The following is an 18,766-nucleotide window of genomic DNA, read 5'->3' on the forward strand; positions in this document are numbered from 1 at the left end:
GGTGGGGCAAGTTTCCTGATTTCTACAGGAAGACGAGGACGAACAGGAGTCATTCGTTGACTTTTGCATTCGTCCTCTTTTGTTGTCATCGAATGGAGGTATATATCATGTTAACAATTACGCAAATTGCTGAGTGGCTGCATCTTGATGTCAGAGACGATCGGGTCGTCCGCCACTTCGCAACGGATTCACGCGCACATCTTGAAGATGGTCTCTATGTTCCGATTCAAGGAGCACGCGTCGATGGTCATCGCTTCCTGGAAGGCGCAAAAAATCAAGGAGCGATCGTCACCTTATGGAAGAAAGGGATTGATCGACCGGACATCGATGTCGTTTTCTTAGAAGTCGATGAACCACTGGTTGCCTTGCAAGAGATCGCTAAACAATACTTAATGCGGATTGCGCCAAAAATCGTTGCCATCACTGGATCGAATGGCAAGACATCGACGAAAGACATGGTCGAAAGTGTACTCAAGACAACGTTCAAGACACATAAGACACAAGGGAACTTCAATTCGGATATCGGGATGCCGTTAACGATTCTCATGATGCCGGCTGACACGGAAGTCGCCGTACTGGAAATGGGAATGAACGGTTTTGGCGATATCGAATTCTTATCGAATCTTGCTGAACCAGATATTGCGCTCGTCACGAACATCGGTGAATCCCATGCGGAGCAAGTCGGTGGACGTAGTGGAATCGCCAAAGCAAAGCTTGAGATTCGGTCTGGTCTTAAACCAGGAGGTCATCTGTTCGTTGATGGGGATGAACCACTTCTAGCAGAAGTCGAAGCGGAGAAAATCGGTTATCAGATTGGGAATACGTACCGGATCGAGACGACAGAAGCAACATTTCTCGGAACAGCCTTTGCTTACGATGGTACTGCCTTTCATCTCCCTGTGTTAGGAAAACACCAAGTCCGAAATGCAGCGTACGCGATTGCGACAGCGCGCGCGCTTGGCGTGACGGATGCCCGGATCCAAGAAGGATTCGACGCGGTTGAACTGACACCAATGCGGATGGAACGACTGCTCTTTGAGGAGACAGCGGTCATCAACGATGCGTATAACGCAAGTCCGACATCGATGAATGCAGCGATTGAGACAATCACTGCATTAGAAGGGTATACGACGCGCGTTCTCGTGCTCGGCGATATGTATGAACTAGGAGACCAGGAACGCTTGTTACATGCCTCGGTCGGAAAGCGGATTACGTTACCGGTCTCGCATGCTATTCTAGTAGGGGAGAAAGGCGCGTGGATTGCTGAAGGAATCAGCGACCCATCCGTCCAAATCCAATTTGCGGCAACTGTTGAAGATGCTGCTGAACAATTGCGTCCGCTGCTTGGAGAACGAACAATCGTTTTATTGAAAGCGTCACGTGGGATGGCGCTCGAACGGATATTGACCTATCTGAACGAAAACTAATTTTTGAAAAAGGGTGTCTGCTATGATCACATTATTCATCAGTCTTATTCTTGCATTTCTTGTTGTACTACTTGTTATGCCAAAGGCAATTCCGTTTCTACACCGATTGAAGTTCGGTCAGGAAATTCGGGAAGAAGGACCTCAATGGCATCAAGTCAAATCGGGAACGCCAACGATGGGCGGGATCGTCATTCTCGTCGCGATGATCGTCAGTGTTCTTGGTTCGATCGTCATGGGTGATTTATCAACGACACAGTTATCGTTACTCTTTTTAACACTTGCATATGGTGCGATTGGTTTCATCGATGACTACATCAAAGTCGTCAAGAAGCGTAATCTCGGTTTGAATTCGAAGCAAAAACTGATTGGGCAAATCGTCGTCGGATTGTTATTCGTTTGGTTGAGTGGTGGATTTACGAGTGACGCGACGTATCTGTCGATTCCATTCACAGACTTCAAACTTGATTTTGGTATCATCTATCCGTTCGTTGCTCTGTTCTGGTTAGTCGGATTCTCGAATGCTGTCAACTTGACAGACGGATTAGACGGTCTCGTATCATTTACGGCGATTCCGACATTCCTCTTCTTCGGTTTGTACAGTTGGTTCATCGCGGATGAAGTGGGTGCTGCTTGTTTTGCCTTCTCAGCAGTTGGTGCCCTAATTGGATTCCTCTTATTCAATGCTCATCCAGCAAAAATCTTCATGGGTGATACAGGGTCCCTTGCACTCGGTGCCGCACTAGCAGGTCTATCGATTGTCCTAAAACTAGAACTTCTCCTTGTCTTGATCGGCATTGTCTTCGTTGTAGAGACACTATCTGTCATTCTACAAGTCATCTCATTTAAGACGACAGGGAAACGTATCTTTAAAATGAGTCCGATTCATCACCATTTTGAAATGGTTGGTTGGAGCGAATGGCGGATTGTCGGTACATTCGCAGGAATCAGCTGTTTGATGGCATTCATCGCCTACGTATTTATGTGATAAAAACGAAGAGAGAAAGTGAGCGATTCAACAATGGAACAACGACAATGGAATGATCAAAAGGTGCTCGTTCTCGGAACGGCGAAAAGTGGAATCGCAGCCGCTCGTTATTTAGCGAGCGTAGGTGCAGAAGTGACAGTGAATGACGGGAAAACACCGTCCGAGAGTGATCAAGCAGTGCTTGCATCACTCGATGTCCAAACGGTTTATGGTGGGCATCCGCTTACACTACTCGATGACATCGATTTGATCGTCAAGAATCCAGGGATTCCGTATCAGATCGAATTGTTACAAGAAGCATTACGACGCAACATTCCCGTTTGGACAGAGGTGGAACTGGCGTATCACGCAACAGATGCGACGTGGATTGCTATCACAGGATCAAACGGGAAAACGACGACGACGACACTCGTTCATGAATTGTTGAAAACAGGGTCTCGACGTGTGCATTTGGCAGGAAACATTGGATTCCCGGCAATTGAAATCGCACGTCAGGCGAAACGAGATGACATCATCGTCATTGAATTATCGAGTTTTCAATTGATGGGGATCGATCAGTTCCGACCTTACACAGCAGCCTTTTTAAATCTATCACCGGCACATCTCGATTATCATGGTGATTTTGAATCATACGGAGAAGCAAAAGCTCGGATTTTCAAAAACATGACATCTTCGGATCGGCTTATCTTGAACGCTGATGATGCATCGGTCAACGAGCTCGGTAAGACAGCAAATGTGACGCCGCTCCTATTCTCACGTCGTCAATCTGCTTATGCAGAAATAGTGAATGATGTGTTGACGATCAATGGATCGAGTATTCTACCCGTCAAAGAACTTGCTCTCGGTGGTGGTCACAATGTTGAGAACGTCCTCGCGGCCTTAGCGCTCGTCGAACCATTCGACTTACCATTAGCGAATGTCCAGCATGTGCTACGGACATTCGGAGGAGTAGAGCACCGGACACAGTTCGTCGGTGAAATTGCTGGTCGAAAAGTTTATAACGATTCGAAAGCGACGAATAACGTCGCGACGGAAGCAGCCCTATCTGGATTCACGACAAACATCATCTGGTTATGTGGTGGGCTCGAGCGTGGAGCGGATTTGACACCGCTACTCGATGCGATGAAGCACGTCAAACATGTCATCGGACTGGGAGAAACCGGACATCGCTTCGGAACGCTTGCATCTGAAAACGGCTATTCATCAACGGTCGTCAAGACGATGGATGAAGCCGTGAAAGTAGCGTTTGAAGTATCACAACCTGGAGACATCATTCTTTTATCACCAGCATCCGCAAGTTGGGATCAGTATAAGACATATGAAGAGCGCGGCGATCATTTCGTTCGTGCCGTACATGAAGTAGGGGGAACAACAGTATGAAAATCGTCGTCTCTGGTGGCGGTACAGGTGGTCACATCTATCCGGCACTTGCCATGATCCGAGAGCTCGAAGAACGCATGCCGTGTGAGGTCCTCTATATCGGAACAGAAAACGGTCTCGAAGCGGATATCGTCCGTCGGGCAGGAATTCCATTTGAATCGATTGAGATCTCTGGCATCCGTCGTTCGCTGTCGTTCGAGAACGTCAAGACGGGTATCCGGTTCGTCAAGAGTGTCCGACGGGTTCGCCGACTACTGCGCCAGTTCCAACCGGATATTGTCGTCGGTACAGGTGGGTTCGTCTGTGGACCTGTTCTGTACACGGCAGCAAAAATGGGTTTTAAGACACTCGTTCATGAACAAAACAGTCTTCCCGGTATCACCAATAAATTTTTAGCGCGTTATGTGGACCGTGTCGCATTATCCTTCAAAGGATCCGGTCATCACTTCGGTAAAAACGAAACAAAGACGGTTCTGATCGGAAACCCACGCGCTTCTGAAGTAGCGGAGTTACAAATCAACCCAACGGAAGAGCGTCAACGTTTCGGTTTCGAGGAAGGGCGTCCACTCGTCGTCATCTATGGTGGTAGTCGTGGTGCGCCTGCCATCAATGAAGCAGTCGTCGACATGATGCCGAAAGTTGAACAAGCCGGATGGTCGCTCCTCTTCGTTACGGGTCAGATTCATTACGATACGATTGTTTCACGCGTTGGCTCAGTACCTGAACGCATTCAACTGCGTCCATTCGTATATGATTTACCGAACATCCTAAAAGCAAGTCAACTTGTCATTTCGCGTTCGGGAGCAAGTACATTAGCAGAACTGACGACGCTTGGGTTACCGAGTGTCCTCATTCCAAGTCCTTACGTGACAGAAAACCATCAAGAAGTCAATGCATCATCGCTCGTCGAGACAGGTGCGAGTCTATTGATTCGTGAACAAGAACTGACAGGTGAACGGTTATTTGATGCATGTGAAAAAGCATTGGCGCAACAACAAAAAATGTCTGAAGCAGCACTTGCGCTCGGTATGCCGAATGCATCACGAGACTTAGTTGATGAATTGTTACGACTAACAGGACAAAAAAACTAAACTATTGCAGGAAAAGACCGATAGGGAAATGAACTGTTACGTATAGAGGAGGAATGAGACGTGAGGGAACGGAGAGCGGTCGGACGACCGCAAGAGGACAAGAACGTCCGCAGTCTCGAGGATAAGATACCTTATATCCGTGAACAACGTCGCAAAAAAGCTAACCGAAGACTCATTTATGTCCTGATTTTGATTGGTCTATTGGTCGGTGTCGTCTTTTATCTGCAGTCAAGCTATTCCCGGGTCGCTCGATTTGATGTTGATGGTAACGTCAATGTGAAATCAGAGGATATTTTGCAAGCATCCGGGATCAAGGTGAAAGAGACACATGCCTTTAATGTGTCAGAGGAAGACGTTCTTGAACGGATTGAGAAGGTCCCAGGTATTCAAGAAGCAACGATGCAAAAGCAATTTTTGCACCAATATCGCGTGACGGTGACGGAAGAGAAAGAGATTGCCTATGCGAAAGATAAACCGGGAGACCGGATCGTCCTTGCGGATGGAACGATCATTCCCGGTAAGTCGAAGGAAGAATTGTTTGACGCTCCGATCCTGACTGGCTTCACCGATCAATCTCTAAATCGATTGACGAAGGAGCTTGTTAAAATCGAGCCGAAAGTACGAAGCCGGATATCCGAGATCGTCGCTAATGATAAGACTGACAAAGGTGGTCTGAAATTATTCATGACGGATGGGAATACGGTTTTGCTCAGTACTTCTGCCTTTTCCAATTCATTGAATGAATATGTAAAGGTCATTTCTGCCTTACCAAAAGGAAAGACAGGAACAATTACAATTGATGGTGGTATCTATTTCAAACCATATAAAGGGAAAAAATAGAAGATTCGTAAAGAGCTGACGAACAAAAAACAAACATGTGTTTTCATTCGTCGACCTTTGTTTGAATCGTCATCAAATCGTAATCTATTAGGACGCTAAGACGGGCAATAACTTCTTTTCGTAAGTATTTATATAGTGTAGACTTAAACGAGAAGAAGCCTGATCTATTCCTAGAATATAATTAGGAATAAAAGGGATTAGTATTATGAAAGTGGAGGTGTCACTCCCATGGAAACGAAAGGTACGATTGCCGCACTCGACATTGGGACATCGGAGGTGAAGCTCATCGTCGGTGAACTACTTGGTGGAACGCTGAACGTTCTTGCTGAAGGTTCTGCACCATCCGCGGGTGTTAAACGAGGTGTCATCGTTGACATCGATCAAACGGTACATGCCATTAAACAAGCGGTCACAGAAGTGGAACGTACACTTGGTGAACCAATTGGTGAAGTATATGTCGCTATTTCGGGCGAGCACATTCAAGTCAAGGATTGCCAGGGGATGACGTCAATCAAAGGTGAGGACAATGAAATCACGGATGATGATGTGAAAGATGTCTTGCATTCTGCGATGGTCATGCGAATTCCAAATGAACTCAGTGTAGTTGATGTCTTGCCGAAGACGTTTACGGTTGATCAGCAAACAGAAATCACTGATCCAAGAGGAATGATTGGTTATCGTCTCGAAGTAACAGGGAAGCTCATCATCGGAGCGAAGACGATCCTACATAGCATTAAACGTTCCATTGAACGGGCTGGTTTAGAGCTTGCTGGATATGTGCTGGAGAGTTTAGCGGTATCTAGAATCGCAGCATCGATTGATGAACTAGAACTCGGTGTTGGGATCATCGATATCGGACATGAGACGACGACGCTTTCCATCTATGAAAAGAACGATCTCGTCTACTCGACGACGTTGCCTTACGGTGGAGATCATCTGACACGTGATTTGACGTACAAGATGAACTGCAAATACCAAGATGCGAAACTCGCTAAAGAAGAATACGGCGTTGCACTCGAAGCACTCGGTGATCCGGAGGAGAAAGTCTCATACGTCACGATCAACGGGGAACATCGTTTCGAACCACAATCAGAGATCGGATTCGTTTTAGAAGCGCGACTTGAGGAAATCTTCGAGATGATTCAAAAACGAATGACGCAAGCGGGATACGCTCACATGAATAGCGGCTTGATCTTATGTGGTGGAAGTTCTTCACTACCTGGCATCGATCAGCTCGGAAAACGGATTTTCAAGCAGAGCGTCAATGTCTATCAGCCTGCTAGTCTTGGTATTCGTCATCCGAAGTATGCCGTTGCAGCTGGTATGTTACGTTATGTACTCTCAAGAAGCGCCGTATCGAAATCAGGTTTCGACCGGGCAGAAGAGAAAGAAGTCGTAGCATCCGGACGTGAGCAGGATGCACTGCTCATGAACGAACAGGCATCACCTGCTCGTGAAGAACGACCAACGCGTGAACAGCCTCCAAAAGAGAAAAAGTCATTCAGTAGTTTCTTTGAGAAATTCTTTGGTTAATGCCTACAAAAAATCCAATGAGTAAAAAATATTAGGGGGCCCTTTTTATGTTGCATTTTGATGAAATGATGGACCAAGTAGCAAAAATCAAGGTCATCGGTGTAGGCGGTGGCGGTTCGAACGCCGTCAACCGAATGATTGAACACGGTGTCCAAGGCGTAGAGTTCATCGCTGTAAACACAGACGCTCAGGCATTGAACATGTCACAAGCTGAAGTGAAATTACAACTCGGCGCAAAATTGACACGTGGTCTCGGTGCGGGTGCAAATCCGGAAATCGGTAAAAAAGCGGCTGAAGAGAGCCGTGAACAATTAACAGAAATCCTTTCAGGAGCTGACATGGTCTTCGTCACAGCCGGTATGGGTGGCGGAACTGGAACAGGAGCTGCTCCAGTCATCGCTGAGATTTCAAAAGAAATCGGCGCATTGACAGTCGGTGTCGTGACAAAGCCATTCATGTTCGAAGGACGTAAACGGATGCAACATGCTGTTTCTGGTGTCCAGAACTTCAAAGAAAAAGTCGATACGTTGATTGTCATCCCGAATGATAAGTTGCTTGAAATCGTCGATCGGAACACACCGATGCTTGAAGCGTTCAAAGAAGCGGATAACGTCTTACGTCAAGGTGTACAGGGTATCACGGACTTGATTGCCGTTCCTGGTCTAATCAACCTCGACTTCGCCGATGTGAAGACGATCATGACTGAAAAAGGTTCTGCTTTGATGGGTGTAGGTGTCGCAACAGGTGAACATCGCGCGACGGAAGCCGCTAAAAAAGCGATTTCAAGTCCATTGCTTGAAACATCAATCGAAGGCGCGAAAGGTGTTCTAATGAACATCACGGGTAGTGCGAACCTCAGCTTGTATGAAGTAACGGAAGCCGCACAGATCGTTCAAAGTGCAGCAGATGAGGAAGTTAACTTGATCTTCGGTTCGGTCATCAATGATAACCTAGAAGATGAAATCATCGTTACAGTCATCGCGACGGAATTCGAAAACGAACCACTCGACTTCGAAATTCCATCCGCACAAGAGATGATGAAAAACCTATTGAAGAAAAAACAAGCGACTCCACCACCAACAGAGGAGTCTAAACCACAAGTCGAAGAGACGCCTGTCAGCTCAAATCCTGAACCAGCTAAAGCGCCAGATGTCGAAGAAACGATGGACATCCCATCTTTCCTTCGCCGGAATAATCGTTGAACGATGTTCCAGTGACACGACTGCTAAACCAAGAGGTGTCGCGAAAGCGGCGCCTCTTTTTTTAAAATTGAAGGAGGCATCAACATGTTTGGACAATGGATCAAATGGGATACACCAACAGGTACCGTACGTGCCGCCTTTACGACGAAGTTTGCAGCACCACATGGAAACGGTAACTTAGGATTACATGTCAACGATGATCGTGACGGCGTCATTCAGAACCGACAAGTCATTGCTCGACAGCTTGATCTATCTCTTGAGAACTCAATTTGGGCGCAGCAAATCCATGGGAATCACGTTGAACAGGTGACGACACTTGACTCCGGACGCGGCTCTCTGGATTACGAAACAGCGATTCCGGGTACAGATGGATTGGTGACGACTGATTCGAATGTCTTATTGATGATGCTCTTCGCTGATTGTGTTCCGCTTGTCTTCTGTGATCCGACGACAGGAATCATCGCGAATACGCACGCTGGATGGCGGGGGACTGTTGGCAATATCGTTGAAGAGACAGTCAAACAAATGGAGCGTGCAGGTGCGAGTCGCTCATCGATTCAGATGGTCATTGGTCCATCGATTCGTGATTGTTGTTACGAAGTCGATCAACCCGTCATCGATGCGATCGACGCACTTGAACTCGATGAGTCTCCTTACATACGCAAGGAAGATGGAAAAGCGATGTTATCGCTACAAAAAACGAACGCTGCGCTTGCTGAGCGTTGTGGAGTGGGTGATGTCCTTGACTCAGGTCTATGTACACATTGTCAGGCGGAAGATTACTTCTCTTATCGCCACAGCGACCACGGCGGTCGGTTCGCGAGTTTGATCGTAAAGGAGTCATTGGATGTCAATTCTTGAAAATGTACAAGAGGTTACAAAACGAATGGAACAAGCAAGTGAAAAGAGTTCATCCAAAAAGCAGGTACAGTTGATTGGCGTGACGAAATCAGTCTCAAGTCAAGTTGCTTCTGAATTATTAGCAGCAGGTGTGACCCATCTCGGTGAAAATCGCCCGGACGGATTGCTCGAAAAACAGGCAGAGCTCGGACGAACCGCCTGTACATGGCACTTCATCGGTACGCTACAAACGCGTAAAGTTCGCCAAATCATCGATTCCATTGATGTACTGCATTCGCTCGATCGTCTTCATTTGGCAGAAGAGATCAATAAACGAACGGACCGAATCATTGATTGTTTCATTCAAGTCAATATCTCGGGAGAAGAATCGAAGCAAGGTATTGCACCGGAGGATGTACCGTCGTTCTTACACGAAATCGGTCAGTATCCCGCGATTCGTGTCATCGGACTGATGACGATGGCACCGTTGACGGAAGACACGACGCGTGTACGTGAGGTATTCCGGTCATTAAAAACATTGCAAGAAGAGGTCAAGGCAAAAAAATTGTCGTATGCTCCATGTACAGAGTTATCCATGGGGATGTCATCGGATTTTGAGATTGCCATCGAAGAAGGGGCGACGTTCGTCCGAGTCGGGACGACGCTCGTTCACACCTAAACGAGAAGAAGGGAGAATGGATATGGGTTTCAAATCAAAAATGCAAAATCTATTTCTCGGCAACAGCGATGATTTAGATGAACTCGAATATGAAAATGATGCTACAATAAATAAAGGTAGAGGTGCTTCACAACAAGAGTACGAAGAGTATTACGAGGAATCTACCCCAAGTGTTACTCAAAAGGAGGACAGCGTGAGACAATCGAATATCGTGCCGCTACATGCGACGAAAAAAACGAAATCGCAGGTCATCTTGAGTGAACCACGTGTCTTTAACGAAGCCCAAGAGATTGGGGAACATCTTCGTCAGAACCGTGCTGTCATCGTCAATATGCAACGTATGTCAAAAGATCAATCACGACAGATGATCAACTTCTTATCTGGTGTCGTTTTCGCTCTCGATGGAACGATCACGACGATCAGTCAGAATACCCTCCTCTGTGTTCCAAACAATGTCGAGTTGGCTGGTAGCATCTCGAATCTTCTAGGAGAAGATGATATTAATCATAAGGGGTGGTAAGTATGGATTCACAAGTGATGTACGCGATTGGTCGTACATTAAGTACGTTATTACAATATTATAGTTATGTCATGATTGTGTACATTCTGCTATCTTGGTTCCCGAATGCCCGTGATTCGAAATTCGGACAAGTGCTCGCGATGTTGGTCGAGCCATTCCTAGCACCCTTCCGTCGTATTATCCCGCCTATCGGAGGCATGCTAGATATCTCGCCGATTGTTGCCTTTCTCGTCTTGAACTTGGCACAATCCGGTATCCGAGCTATCTTCTTCGTATGAGTGTATATGATCATTATCGTGGAAGCGAGCGGGAATTCGTCGATTCGGTCTTGAACTGGATTGATCACGTGGAAGCGACGTATACGTTTAAATTAACGGATTTTCTAGACCCTCGTGAACAGCAAATCACACAAGAACTCGTCGGTTCGAAATGCGCCCTCTTTTTTGAGGGCGGTTTCGAAGGCGCCGAACGTAAACGAGCAATCCTCGCACCAGACTATTATGAATACAACGCGGATGACTTTGACATTTCCATTTATCGCATTCATTATCCTACTAAATTCGTTGAACTATCTCATCGTCAAGTCACCGGTACATTATTGAACGTCGGATTGAAACGTGCCAAGTTCGGCGACGTCATCATCCAGGATCAAGTGCAATTTGCTGTCGCGGACGAAGTTGCGACATATATCGAAGCAAACGTCGAACGCGCAGGTAAGACGAAGATTCGTCTTTCGCGCGTAGACGCAGAAGATCGCTTGAAAGTGAAGGAACAAGAGTGGGAAGAGACGCTCGGGTTCGTCAGCTCACTTCGGTTCGATACTGTCGTCAGTGAAATTCTCGGCTTCTCCCGTCAAAAGGCACAGACGCTCATTAAACAGGGTGAAAGTAAAGTGAATTATAAGGTAGTCGATGACGTGAGTTTCATGCTTGAAGAAGGGGATCTGCTTTCCTTACGTGGAACGGGACGCGTCAAACTGATTGCGATTCTCGGATCAACGAAACGGGATCGAATCAAACTACAATACGGTATTTTAAAAGGATAAAAAATGCGGAGGAGGAATTCATCATGCCATTAACGCCACTCGATATTCATAATAAGGAGTTCACACGAAAGTTTCGCGGCTACGACGAGGATGAAGTGAACGAATTCCTAGATCAGGTCATCAAGGATTTTGAGTTGTTGTTACGTGAGAACCGTCAACAACAGGAAGTCATCCAAAACATGCAAGCGCGTGTCGATTACTTTAGTTCGATGGAAGAAACATTGAATAAATCGATTATTGTCGCACAGGAAGCGGCAGAAGAAGTGAAAGCGAATGCTTCAAAAGAAGCAAGCTTGATCTTGAAACAGGCAGAACGCGAAGCAGAGCAATTGCAAGATGCGGCACAACGCCGGGCACAACGGACGGACTTCGAAGTGGAACAGATGCGTAAGAAAATCGAACTCTATCGCAATCGCTTCAAAGTGTTGATCGATGCTCAAATGGAATTATTGACGAGCCACGACTGGGATGCATTTGATTTCTCTTCACGTGGAGCGCTTGACGATGTTCCAGCAGTTGCGTATAATGACGACGATGTCGTATAAATCAAATCAATGATAAGGACACGTCGCATCTTGGACAGTTGACAGCGAATCGGGAAATGGTGGAAGCCCGAGCAACGAAAGAGATGGGATATCCCCTTAGAGTGTATGACTGAACGTTCGCCGAACAGTAAGTCATGCCGGTTCACTCCCGTTAACGAGTTCTTAAGCGGTCCTGCGTCGTCGAACATACGAGCAGCAGGATTAGTAGGGTGGTACCGCGAGTTCAGCCAAGCTCGTCCCTATCTCAGGGATGAGCTTGGTTTTTTTGTACTTTTAAAGCGAAAGGTGAGAGATGGTCAGATGGATTACAAAGAAACCTTATTGATGATGAAAACGGAGTTTTTAATGCGAGGCAACTTGCCAAAACGTGAGCCGGATATGCAAGCACGATGGGAAGAGATGAATCTCTATGCTGCGGTCCAAGAAAAGAATGCTGGAAAGCCGACGTTCATCCTTCACGATGGTCCTCCTTATGCGAACGGTGACATCCACATGGGGCACGGATTAAACAAAGTTTTAAAAGACATCATCGTCCGTTACAAATCGATGAATGGCTTCCAGTCCCCTTACGTACCAGGTTGGGACACACATGGCTTGCCTATCGAGACAGCACTTCAAAAAGCAGGTGTTGACCGCAAATCGATGACGGTTGCGGAATTCCGTGAGTTATGTGCGAAATATGCGCTCGAACAAGTCGATCACCAACGTGATCAATTCAAACGTCTCGGTGTTCTCGGTGACTATGACAATCCATATATCACGCTTCAACCAGAATTTGAAGCAGCTCAAATTCGTTTGTTCGGGGACATGGCGAACAAAGGCTATATCTATAAAGGGAAAAAGCCGGTCTATTGGTCACCGTCTTCTGAATCAGCACTAGCTGAAGCAGAAATCGAATATCAAGACAAACGGTCAGCTGCGATCTATGTCGCATTCCAAGTCATGGATGGAAAAAACATCCTTGAGCCGACGGATCATTTCGTCATCTGGACGACCACTCCATGGACGATACCAGCGAACCTTGGAATCTCTGTCAGTGCAGAATTGACGTATGCGCGGATCGAGTATCAAGGAAAAGGATATATCGTAGCGGAAACACTTGTTCCAGAAGTCATCGAAGCGCTCGGATGGGAAGGCGCGACAATTGGACGTGTCTTCAACGGTGCGGACTTCGAGTACGTGAAAGCGAAACATCCGCTTTATGACCGTGAATCACTCGTCATGCTTGGCGACCACGTTACAGCTGAAGCGACGGGTGTCGTTCATACAGCTCCAGGACACGGGGAAGATGACTTCCGTATTGGTCAAGCATACGGGCTTGACGTTCTCTGCCCAGTTGACGATAAAGGTGTCATGACGGCAGAAGCTCCTGGATTCGAAGGCATGTTCTATGAAGATGCGAACAAAGAAATCGGTCTCGCACTCGAAGAAGCAGGCGCTCTCTTAAAACTGTCATTCATCAAACACTCGTATCCACACGACTGGCGGACAAAAAAACCGGTCATCTTCCGGGCAACGCCACAGTGGTTCGCTTCAATCAAAGACTTCCGTGCAGAAATCCTTGATGAGATCAAAGGCGTCCAGTGGGTACCAGAGTGGGGTGAAACACGTCTCCACAACATGTTCAAAGACCGCGGCGACTGGGTCATCTCCCGTCAACGTGCTTGGGGCGTTCCACTTCCAATCTTCTACGCTGAAGATGGAACGGAAATCGTCACGCCAGAAACGATTGATCATATCGCGAATCTATTTGCAACTCACGGATCAAATGTCTGGTATGAGCGCGAAGCAGTCGACTTGCTTCCTGAAGGATTCACACATCCAGCAAGTCCGAACGGTATCTTCAAAAAAGAAACGGACATCATGGATGTCTGGTTCGATTCTGGTTCATCACATGCCGGTGTCCTTGCGACACGTCCTGAATTGACACGTCCAGCGGATCTCTATCTTGAAGGTTCTGACCAATACCGCGGTTGGTTTAACTCGTCGCTATCGACAGCCGTCGCAACGACTGGGAAAGCACCATACAAAGCGGTCGTCAGTCACGGATTCGTTCTGGATGGTCAAGGTCGCAAGATGTCGAAATCGATTGGGAACACGATTGCACCAATCCAAGTCATGCAACAATTCGGAGCAGAGATTCTTCGTTTGTGGGTGGCATCTGTCGATTATCAAGCTGATGTTCGGGCATCGATGGATAACTTCAAACAAGTCTCAGAATCATATCGTAAAATCCGGAACACGGTTCGTTTCCTTCTCGGAAACTTGGATCAATTCGATCCTGCGACGCACCGAGTCGCATTTGAAGACTTACCAGAGTCAGACCGTTTCATGCGTACGAAACTGGACCAACTTGTTGGAAAAGTAAAAGCGGCTTATGATGCGTACGACTTCATGTCGGTCTATCAATTGCTCCACAACTTCTGTGTCCTTGATTTGTCGTCGTTCTACCTCGATTACACGAAAGATATCCTGTATATCGAAAAAGCAGACGCGACATCGCGTCGTGCGGTTCAGACGGTCATGTATGATACAGTCGTCGCCTTGTTGCAATTGATGGCACCTGTTTTGCCACACACGGCAGACGAAGCATGGGAATTCGTACCAGCTGTTGAGACGAAGAGCATCTTCTTGACGGACCTTCCAGAAACGGTCGAAGTCTCAGAAGAAGGACTTGCTCTCATCGAGAAATGGAACGCGTTCCTGACGTTCCGTGATGATGTCTTAAAAGCACTCGAGGAAGCACGCGTCGAGAAACTCGTCGGTAAGACACTCGAAGCAAAACTCTTGCTTGCACCGAAGGAAGAAACGAAAGCATTGCTTAAAACGATTGATCATCTTGAGCAGTTGCTCCAAGTCTCACAACTCGAATTCGTGGATACAACGGATAAGATGTATGAGACGACCGGTATTACAGTTCAAAAAGCTGACGGTGAAAAATGTGAACGTTGTTGGACATATTCGACAGAACTCGGACAAGATCCGGCTCATCCGACGCTTTGCCCACGTTGTACTGAAGTCGCCAATTCTTTATAATGATACAAAGGGAGGGGCGACTGCGACTTCGCAGGACGTCCCTCATTATTTTTGGATGCGGAGGACAATAGGATGTGGCTTTACTTAGGGATTGCTGCTTTACTCGTTGGAATCGACCAGTTGACGAAATGGATCGTCGTTCAAAATATGACGATCGGTCAAGCGATCACAGTCATTCCGGATTTCTTTTATCTCAACTCGTATCGGAACCGTGGCGCCGCATGGGGAATGCTCGAAGGTAAATTCGGTTTCTTCTTCTTCGTCACGATTATCGTCGTCATTGGATTGATTTACTTCCTCTACAAGGAAGGCACGAAAAATAAGGTGTTTGCTTGGAGTATCTCGCTACTACTTAGTGGTGCGATCGGAAATTTCATTGATCGAATGGTTCGAGGAGAAGTCGTTGATTTCTTCCACTTCTTCCCGTTCGGCTATAATTTCCCGATCTTTAATGTCGCAGACGTCTGTTTGACGTTTGGTGTCATCACGATGCTGATTAGCGTCATGTTCGAAGAACGGTTGACTAAGAAAGGAACGATGGATAAATGAATGAAGTAGAAACATGGTCCGTACAAGCGGATGGAGCGACAGGGCGCATTGATAAGTGGCTCGCAGAACAAAATGAATGGTCGCGTTCGCAAGTACAGGAATGGTTAAAAGCGGGACGCGTCGAAGTCGATGGTCGTGTCGTTAAACCAAACTATAAATTATCGGGAACAGAATCGATTACCGTTCATATCCCGGAAACGGTAGAACTCGAGATTTTACCAGAAGATATCCCGCTTGAGGTCGTCTACGAGGACTCAGATGTCATTGTCGTCAACAAACCAAAAGGTATGGTCGTCCACCCAGCGGCAGGTCATGTCTCAGGGACCCTCGTCAATGCCTTATTACATCATTGTCAAGATCTCTCGGGCATTAATGGTGTCAAACGTCCAGGAATCGTTCACCGAATCGATAAGGACACGTCTGGTCTGTTGATGGTTGCTAAGAACGACTTAGCGCATGAATCACTCGCGCATCAGTTGAAAGAGAAAACGACGGAACGTCTCTACATTGCGCTCGTACACGGTGAGATTCCGCACGAGCTCGGAACGATTGAAGCACCGATCGGACGCGATAAGAACGATCGTCAACGGATGACGGTAACGGATAAGAATTCAAAATCTGCCGTAACCCATTTCCGTGTTCTCGATCGGTACGAAGGTTTTACAGTCGTTGAATGTAAACTCGAAACAGGGCGGACACACCAAATCCGTGTCCACATGCGTTATATCGGTTTTCCGCTTGCCGGTGACCCGAAATATGGTCCACGTAAGACGATGAAAATGAATGGTCAAGCCTTGCATGCTGCGGTTCTCGGCTTCGAACATCCACGGACAGGCGAATGGATGCGTTTTGAAGCACCACTCCCAGAAGAGATGACATTTGAAATCGGTCAGCTGAAAAAACTTGAATTAGAGTCTTGACGTTTTTCTAATAAAACGGTAGAGTATCACCTAGAGAGCGATGCGAGACATCCTCTACTGACACTTCGGTCGTCCGAGCGACGATCCTACCAAACTAGTATCACCTTTAATCGAGTCCGGAGAGGCTGCGAAAGGGAGAACCTACCACAACGTGCGTAGGCATGCATACAAGACGTATGCCATGATTCTGTCTTCGATGACCTTCTGCGGATTTCCGCAGAAGGTCTTTTGTATGAAAGGAGAAACCATGAAACCAGCCGTCATCTTAGATGAAGCCGCGATTGGACGCGCACTGACACGGATCGCCCATGAAATCATCGAACGTAACAAAGGTATTGCTGATTTAATGATCGTCGGAATCAAGACGCGTGGTGAGACACTCGCGCGCCGCCTTGCGAAGCGGATCGAACAGATTGAAGGAAAGTCGGTCTTACTCGGTGTCGTCGACATCTCAATGTACCGAGATGACTTGTCAAAGCGAAGTTTAGAGCCAGAAATAAAAGGATCTGATCTACCGGAAGACATCACCGGAAAAATCGTCGTCCTCGTTGACGATGTCCTCTACACAGGACGCACCGTCCGTGCCGCGATGGACGCACTCGTCGACCACGGAAGACCGAGTATGATTCAACTCGCTGTCCTCGTCGATCGTGGGCATCGAGAGTTACCGATCCGTCCAGATTTCATTGGCAAGAACGTTCCGACGTCACGTGACGAGCAAGTCGTCGTCGCGCTCGCTGAAGTCGACGAAGCCGATCAAGTATTCATTAAACGCTAAAAATCAAAACCTTTAAGGTGGTCCAGAGAGACCAGAAAGGGAGTCATCCATATGGCAAAACATGCCGCAGTACTTGATGTACAAGAAGTACCTACTCACCCTCTAAATTGGCTGATGCTCAGCCTACAACACGTCTTCGCGATGTTTGGTGCGACCGTGCTCGTCCCGCTCTTAACGGGACTCAACACATCGGTCGCGCTCGTCGCAAGCGGAGTCGGCACACTGATTTTCCTCGCCGTCACTCGCTTCAAAGTACCCACATATCTTGGTTCTAGTTTTGCCTACATCGCCCCGATCATCGCCGTCAGTGAACGGTGGGGTGTCGAGGACGCCTTAATCGGCGGAATGGTCGCTGGACTCGTCTACGGACTTGTCTCACTTCTCATCCGTTACACGGGGGCTGCTTGGTTGCTTCGCTTACTCCCGCCTGTTGTCATCGGTCCGGTCATCATGGTTATCGGGTTATCGCTTGCCCCGACCGCTGTCAACATGGCGATGAACGGAGCGGACGGTAAGTACAACGGACTTTACTTCCTCGTCGCGATGGTCACGCTCGGTGTCACACTTCTCGCAATGACGTATTTAAAAGGAATGTGGAGCACGATTCCGATCCTGTTCGGAATCACGGTCGGTTATCTCGTTGCGGCATCGGTCGGAATCATTGACTTCAAACCACTTCAACAGGCAACGTTCTTCCACGTGCCGGACTTCACGATTCCGTTCTTGAATTACACACCATCATGGAATACAGCTGCCTTGCTTCTGATCGTTCCCGTGACGCTCGTCACACTGACGGAGCACATCGGCGAACAAAAAGTGACATCACGGATCATCGGGCGCGAGACGCTCCTTGATCCAGGGATGCACCGGACAGTACTTGGCGACGGAATCGCGAAGACAGTCGCTTCGATGCTTGGTGGACCACCGGTTACGACGTACGGTGAGAACAACGGCGTCATGTCGATCACACGGGTCTACAGTGTCTTCGTTCTAGGTGGGGCAGCGGTTCTTGCGATCAGCTTCGGATTCCTCGGATACGTCGAAGGATTCATCAAGACGATTCCGACACCAGTGATGGGTGGCATCAGTATTCTCTTATTCGGAGTCATCGCGTCAAACGGTCTCCGGACACTGACGGAAAGTAAGATCGACCTTGCTGATAAACGGAACTTGACGATCACAGCCGTCATTCTTGTCACGGGAATCGGAGGGGCCGCCTTGAAAATCGGGAACTTCTCCCTCGAAGGTATGGCACTAGCGACGATTCTTGGGATCATCCTGAATCTGATCCTTCCGAAAACGACGGAACAGGTCGAAGAAACAATTGAAACAACGGAAAACTCTACAACTCAATCTGTAGCGAACAACTTTTAAGACGTTCCGAGAGAACGATAAA

General features: G+C 47.4%; 18 protein-coding genes and 1 other annotated feature. All 18 genes read left to right on the forward strand.

The features are described from left to right. Window positions 1-107: 107 nt before the first annotated feature. The 18 genes from Q9R23_RS03010 (at window position 108) to Q9R23_RS03095 (ending at window position 18,744) form a co-directional block, all read left to right on the forward strand. Window positions 108-1,427, forward strand: coding sequence for a UDP-N-acetylmuramoyl-tripeptide--D-alanyl-D-alanine ligase (locus Q9R23_RS03010; RefSeq protein WP_251137862.1), 1,320 nt, complete (start codon window positions 108-110; stop codon window positions 1,425-1,427). A gap of 22 nt (window positions 1,428-1,449) precedes the next feature. Further along, window positions 1,450-2,412, forward strand: coding sequence for a phospho-N-acetylmuramoyl-pentapeptide-transferase (gene mraY, locus Q9R23_RS03015; protein WP_311246385.1), 963 nt, complete (start codon window positions 1,450-1,452; stop codon window positions 2,410-2,412). A gap of 33 nt (window positions 2,413-2,445) precedes the next feature. Beyond that, window positions 2,446-3,792, forward strand: coding sequence for a UDP-N-acetylmuramoyl-L-alanine--D-glutamate ligase (gene murD / locus Q9R23_RS03020; RefSeq protein ID WP_290751545.1), 1,347 nt, complete (start codon window positions 2,446-2,448; stop codon window positions 3,790-3,792). Then, a complete protein-coding gene (gene murG, locus Q9R23_RS03025) occupies window positions 3,789-4,883 on the forward strand; it encodes an undecaprenyldiphospho-muramoylpentapeptide beta-N-acetylglucosaminyltransferase (RefSeq protein WP_035406803.1) in 1,095 nt (364 codons plus the stop codon). Before murD ends, murG begins: the two co-directional genes overlap by 4 nt. Window positions 4,884-4,943: 60 nt before the next feature. Continuing rightward, window positions 4,944-5,723: a cell division protein FtsQ/DivIB gene (locus tag Q9R23_RS03030; protein WP_290751541.1), complete on the forward strand. Its 780-nt coding sequence runs from the start codon at window positions 4,944-4,946 to the stop codon at window positions 5,721-5,723. Window positions 5,724-5,951: 228 nt separating this feature from the next. Next, window positions 5,952-7,256 (forward strand): cell division protein FtsA, encoded by a 1,305-nt coding sequence (gene ftsA / locus Q9R23_RS03035; protein ID WP_035406809.1) that lies wholly within the window; start codon window positions 5,952-5,954, stop codon window positions 7,254-7,256. Between the two features lie 47 nt (window positions 7,257-7,303). Continuing rightward, window positions 7,304-8,458: a cell division protein FtsZ gene (gene ftsZ / locus Q9R23_RS03040; protein ID WP_311246386.1), complete on the forward strand. Its 1,155-nt coding sequence runs from the start codon at window positions 7,304-7,306 to the stop codon at window positions 8,456-8,458. Between the two features lie 84 nt (window positions 8,459-8,542). Further along, window positions 8,543-9,319, forward strand: coding sequence for a peptidoglycan editing factor PgeF (gene pgeF, locus Q9R23_RS03045; RefSeq protein WP_311246387.1), 777 nt, complete (start codon window positions 8,543-8,545; stop codon window positions 9,317-9,319). Then, window positions 9,306-9,977, forward strand: coding sequence for a YggS family pyridoxal phosphate-dependent enzyme (locus tag Q9R23_RS03050; protein WP_311246388.1), 672 nt, complete (start codon window positions 9,306-9,308; stop codon window positions 9,975-9,977). The genes pgeF and Q9R23_RS03050 overlap by 14 nt, the downstream gene beginning before the upstream one ends. Before the next feature lie 193 nt (window positions 9,978-10,170). Then, on the forward strand, window positions 10,171-10,497 hold the full coding sequence (locus Q9R23_RS03055; protein ID WP_231496839.1) for a cell division protein SepF: 327 nt from the start codon (window positions 10,171-10,173) through the stop codon (window positions 10,495-10,497). Window positions 10,498-10,499: 2 nt separating this feature from the next. Next, complete coding sequence (locus Q9R23_RS03060) at window positions 10,500-10,775, forward strand: YggT family protein (protein ID WP_035406819.1); 276 nt, start codon at window positions 10,500-10,502, stop codon at window positions 10,773-10,775. Further along, on the forward strand, window positions 10,772-11,542 hold the full coding sequence (locus Q9R23_RS03065; protein ID WP_035406822.1) for a YlmH family RNA-binding protein: 771 nt from the start codon (window positions 10,772-10,774) through the stop codon (window positions 11,540-11,542). The genes Q9R23_RS03060 and Q9R23_RS03065 overlap by 4 nt, the downstream gene beginning before the upstream one ends. Window positions 11,543-11,565: 23 nt before the next feature. Then, complete coding sequence (locus tag Q9R23_RS03070; RefSeq protein WP_023468794.1) at window positions 11,566-12,087, forward strand: DivIVA domain-containing protein; 522 nt, start codon at window positions 11,566-11,568, stop codon at window positions 12,085-12,087. Beyond that, window positions 12,088-12,331, forward strand: a binding site (T-box leader). A gap of 56 nt (window positions 12,332-12,387) precedes the next feature. Next, window positions 12,388-15,123, forward strand: a complete 2,736-nt coding sequence (gene ileS / locus Q9R23_RS03075; protein ID WP_311246389.1) for an isoleucine--tRNA ligase — start codon at window positions 12,388-12,390, stop codon at window positions 15,121-15,123. A gap of 72 nt (window positions 15,124-15,195) precedes the next feature. Further along, window positions 15,196-15,672 carry a signal peptidase II gene (gene lspA / locus Q9R23_RS03080; RefSeq protein WP_056062334.1) on the forward strand — a complete coding sequence of 159 codons (477 nt, stop codon included), beginning with the start codon at window positions 15,196-15,198 and terminating at the stop codon, window positions 15,670-15,672. Beyond that, window positions 15,669-16,592, forward strand: a complete 924-nt coding sequence (locus tag Q9R23_RS03085) for an RluA family pseudouridine synthase (RefSeq protein WP_214854600.1) — start codon at window positions 15,669-15,671, stop codon at window positions 16,590-16,592. The genes lspA and Q9R23_RS03085 overlap by 4 nt, the downstream gene beginning before the upstream one ends. Before the next feature lie 247 nt (window positions 16,593-16,839). Beyond that, complete coding sequence (gene pyrR / locus Q9R23_RS03090; RefSeq protein WP_238240103.1) at window positions 16,840-17,370, forward strand: bifunctional pyr operon transcriptional regulator/uracil phosphoribosyltransferase PyrR; 531 nt, start codon at window positions 16,840-16,842, stop codon at window positions 17,368-17,370. A gap of 51 nt (window positions 17,371-17,421) precedes the next feature. After that, the gene (locus tag Q9R23_RS03095) at window positions 17,422-18,744 is read left to right on the forward strand and encodes a uracil-xanthine permease family protein (RefSeq protein WP_311246390.1); all 1,323 of its coding nucleotides are present in this window, start codon (window positions 17,422-17,424) and stop codon (window positions 18,742-18,744) included. Window positions 18,745-18,766 lie beyond the last annotated feature (22 nt).

Origin of the sequence: Exiguobacterium sp. BRG2 (assembly GCF_031844245.1) — a bacterium.
Lineage (GTDB): Bacteria > Bacillota > Bacilli > Exiguobacteriales > Exiguobacteriaceae > Exiguobacterium_A.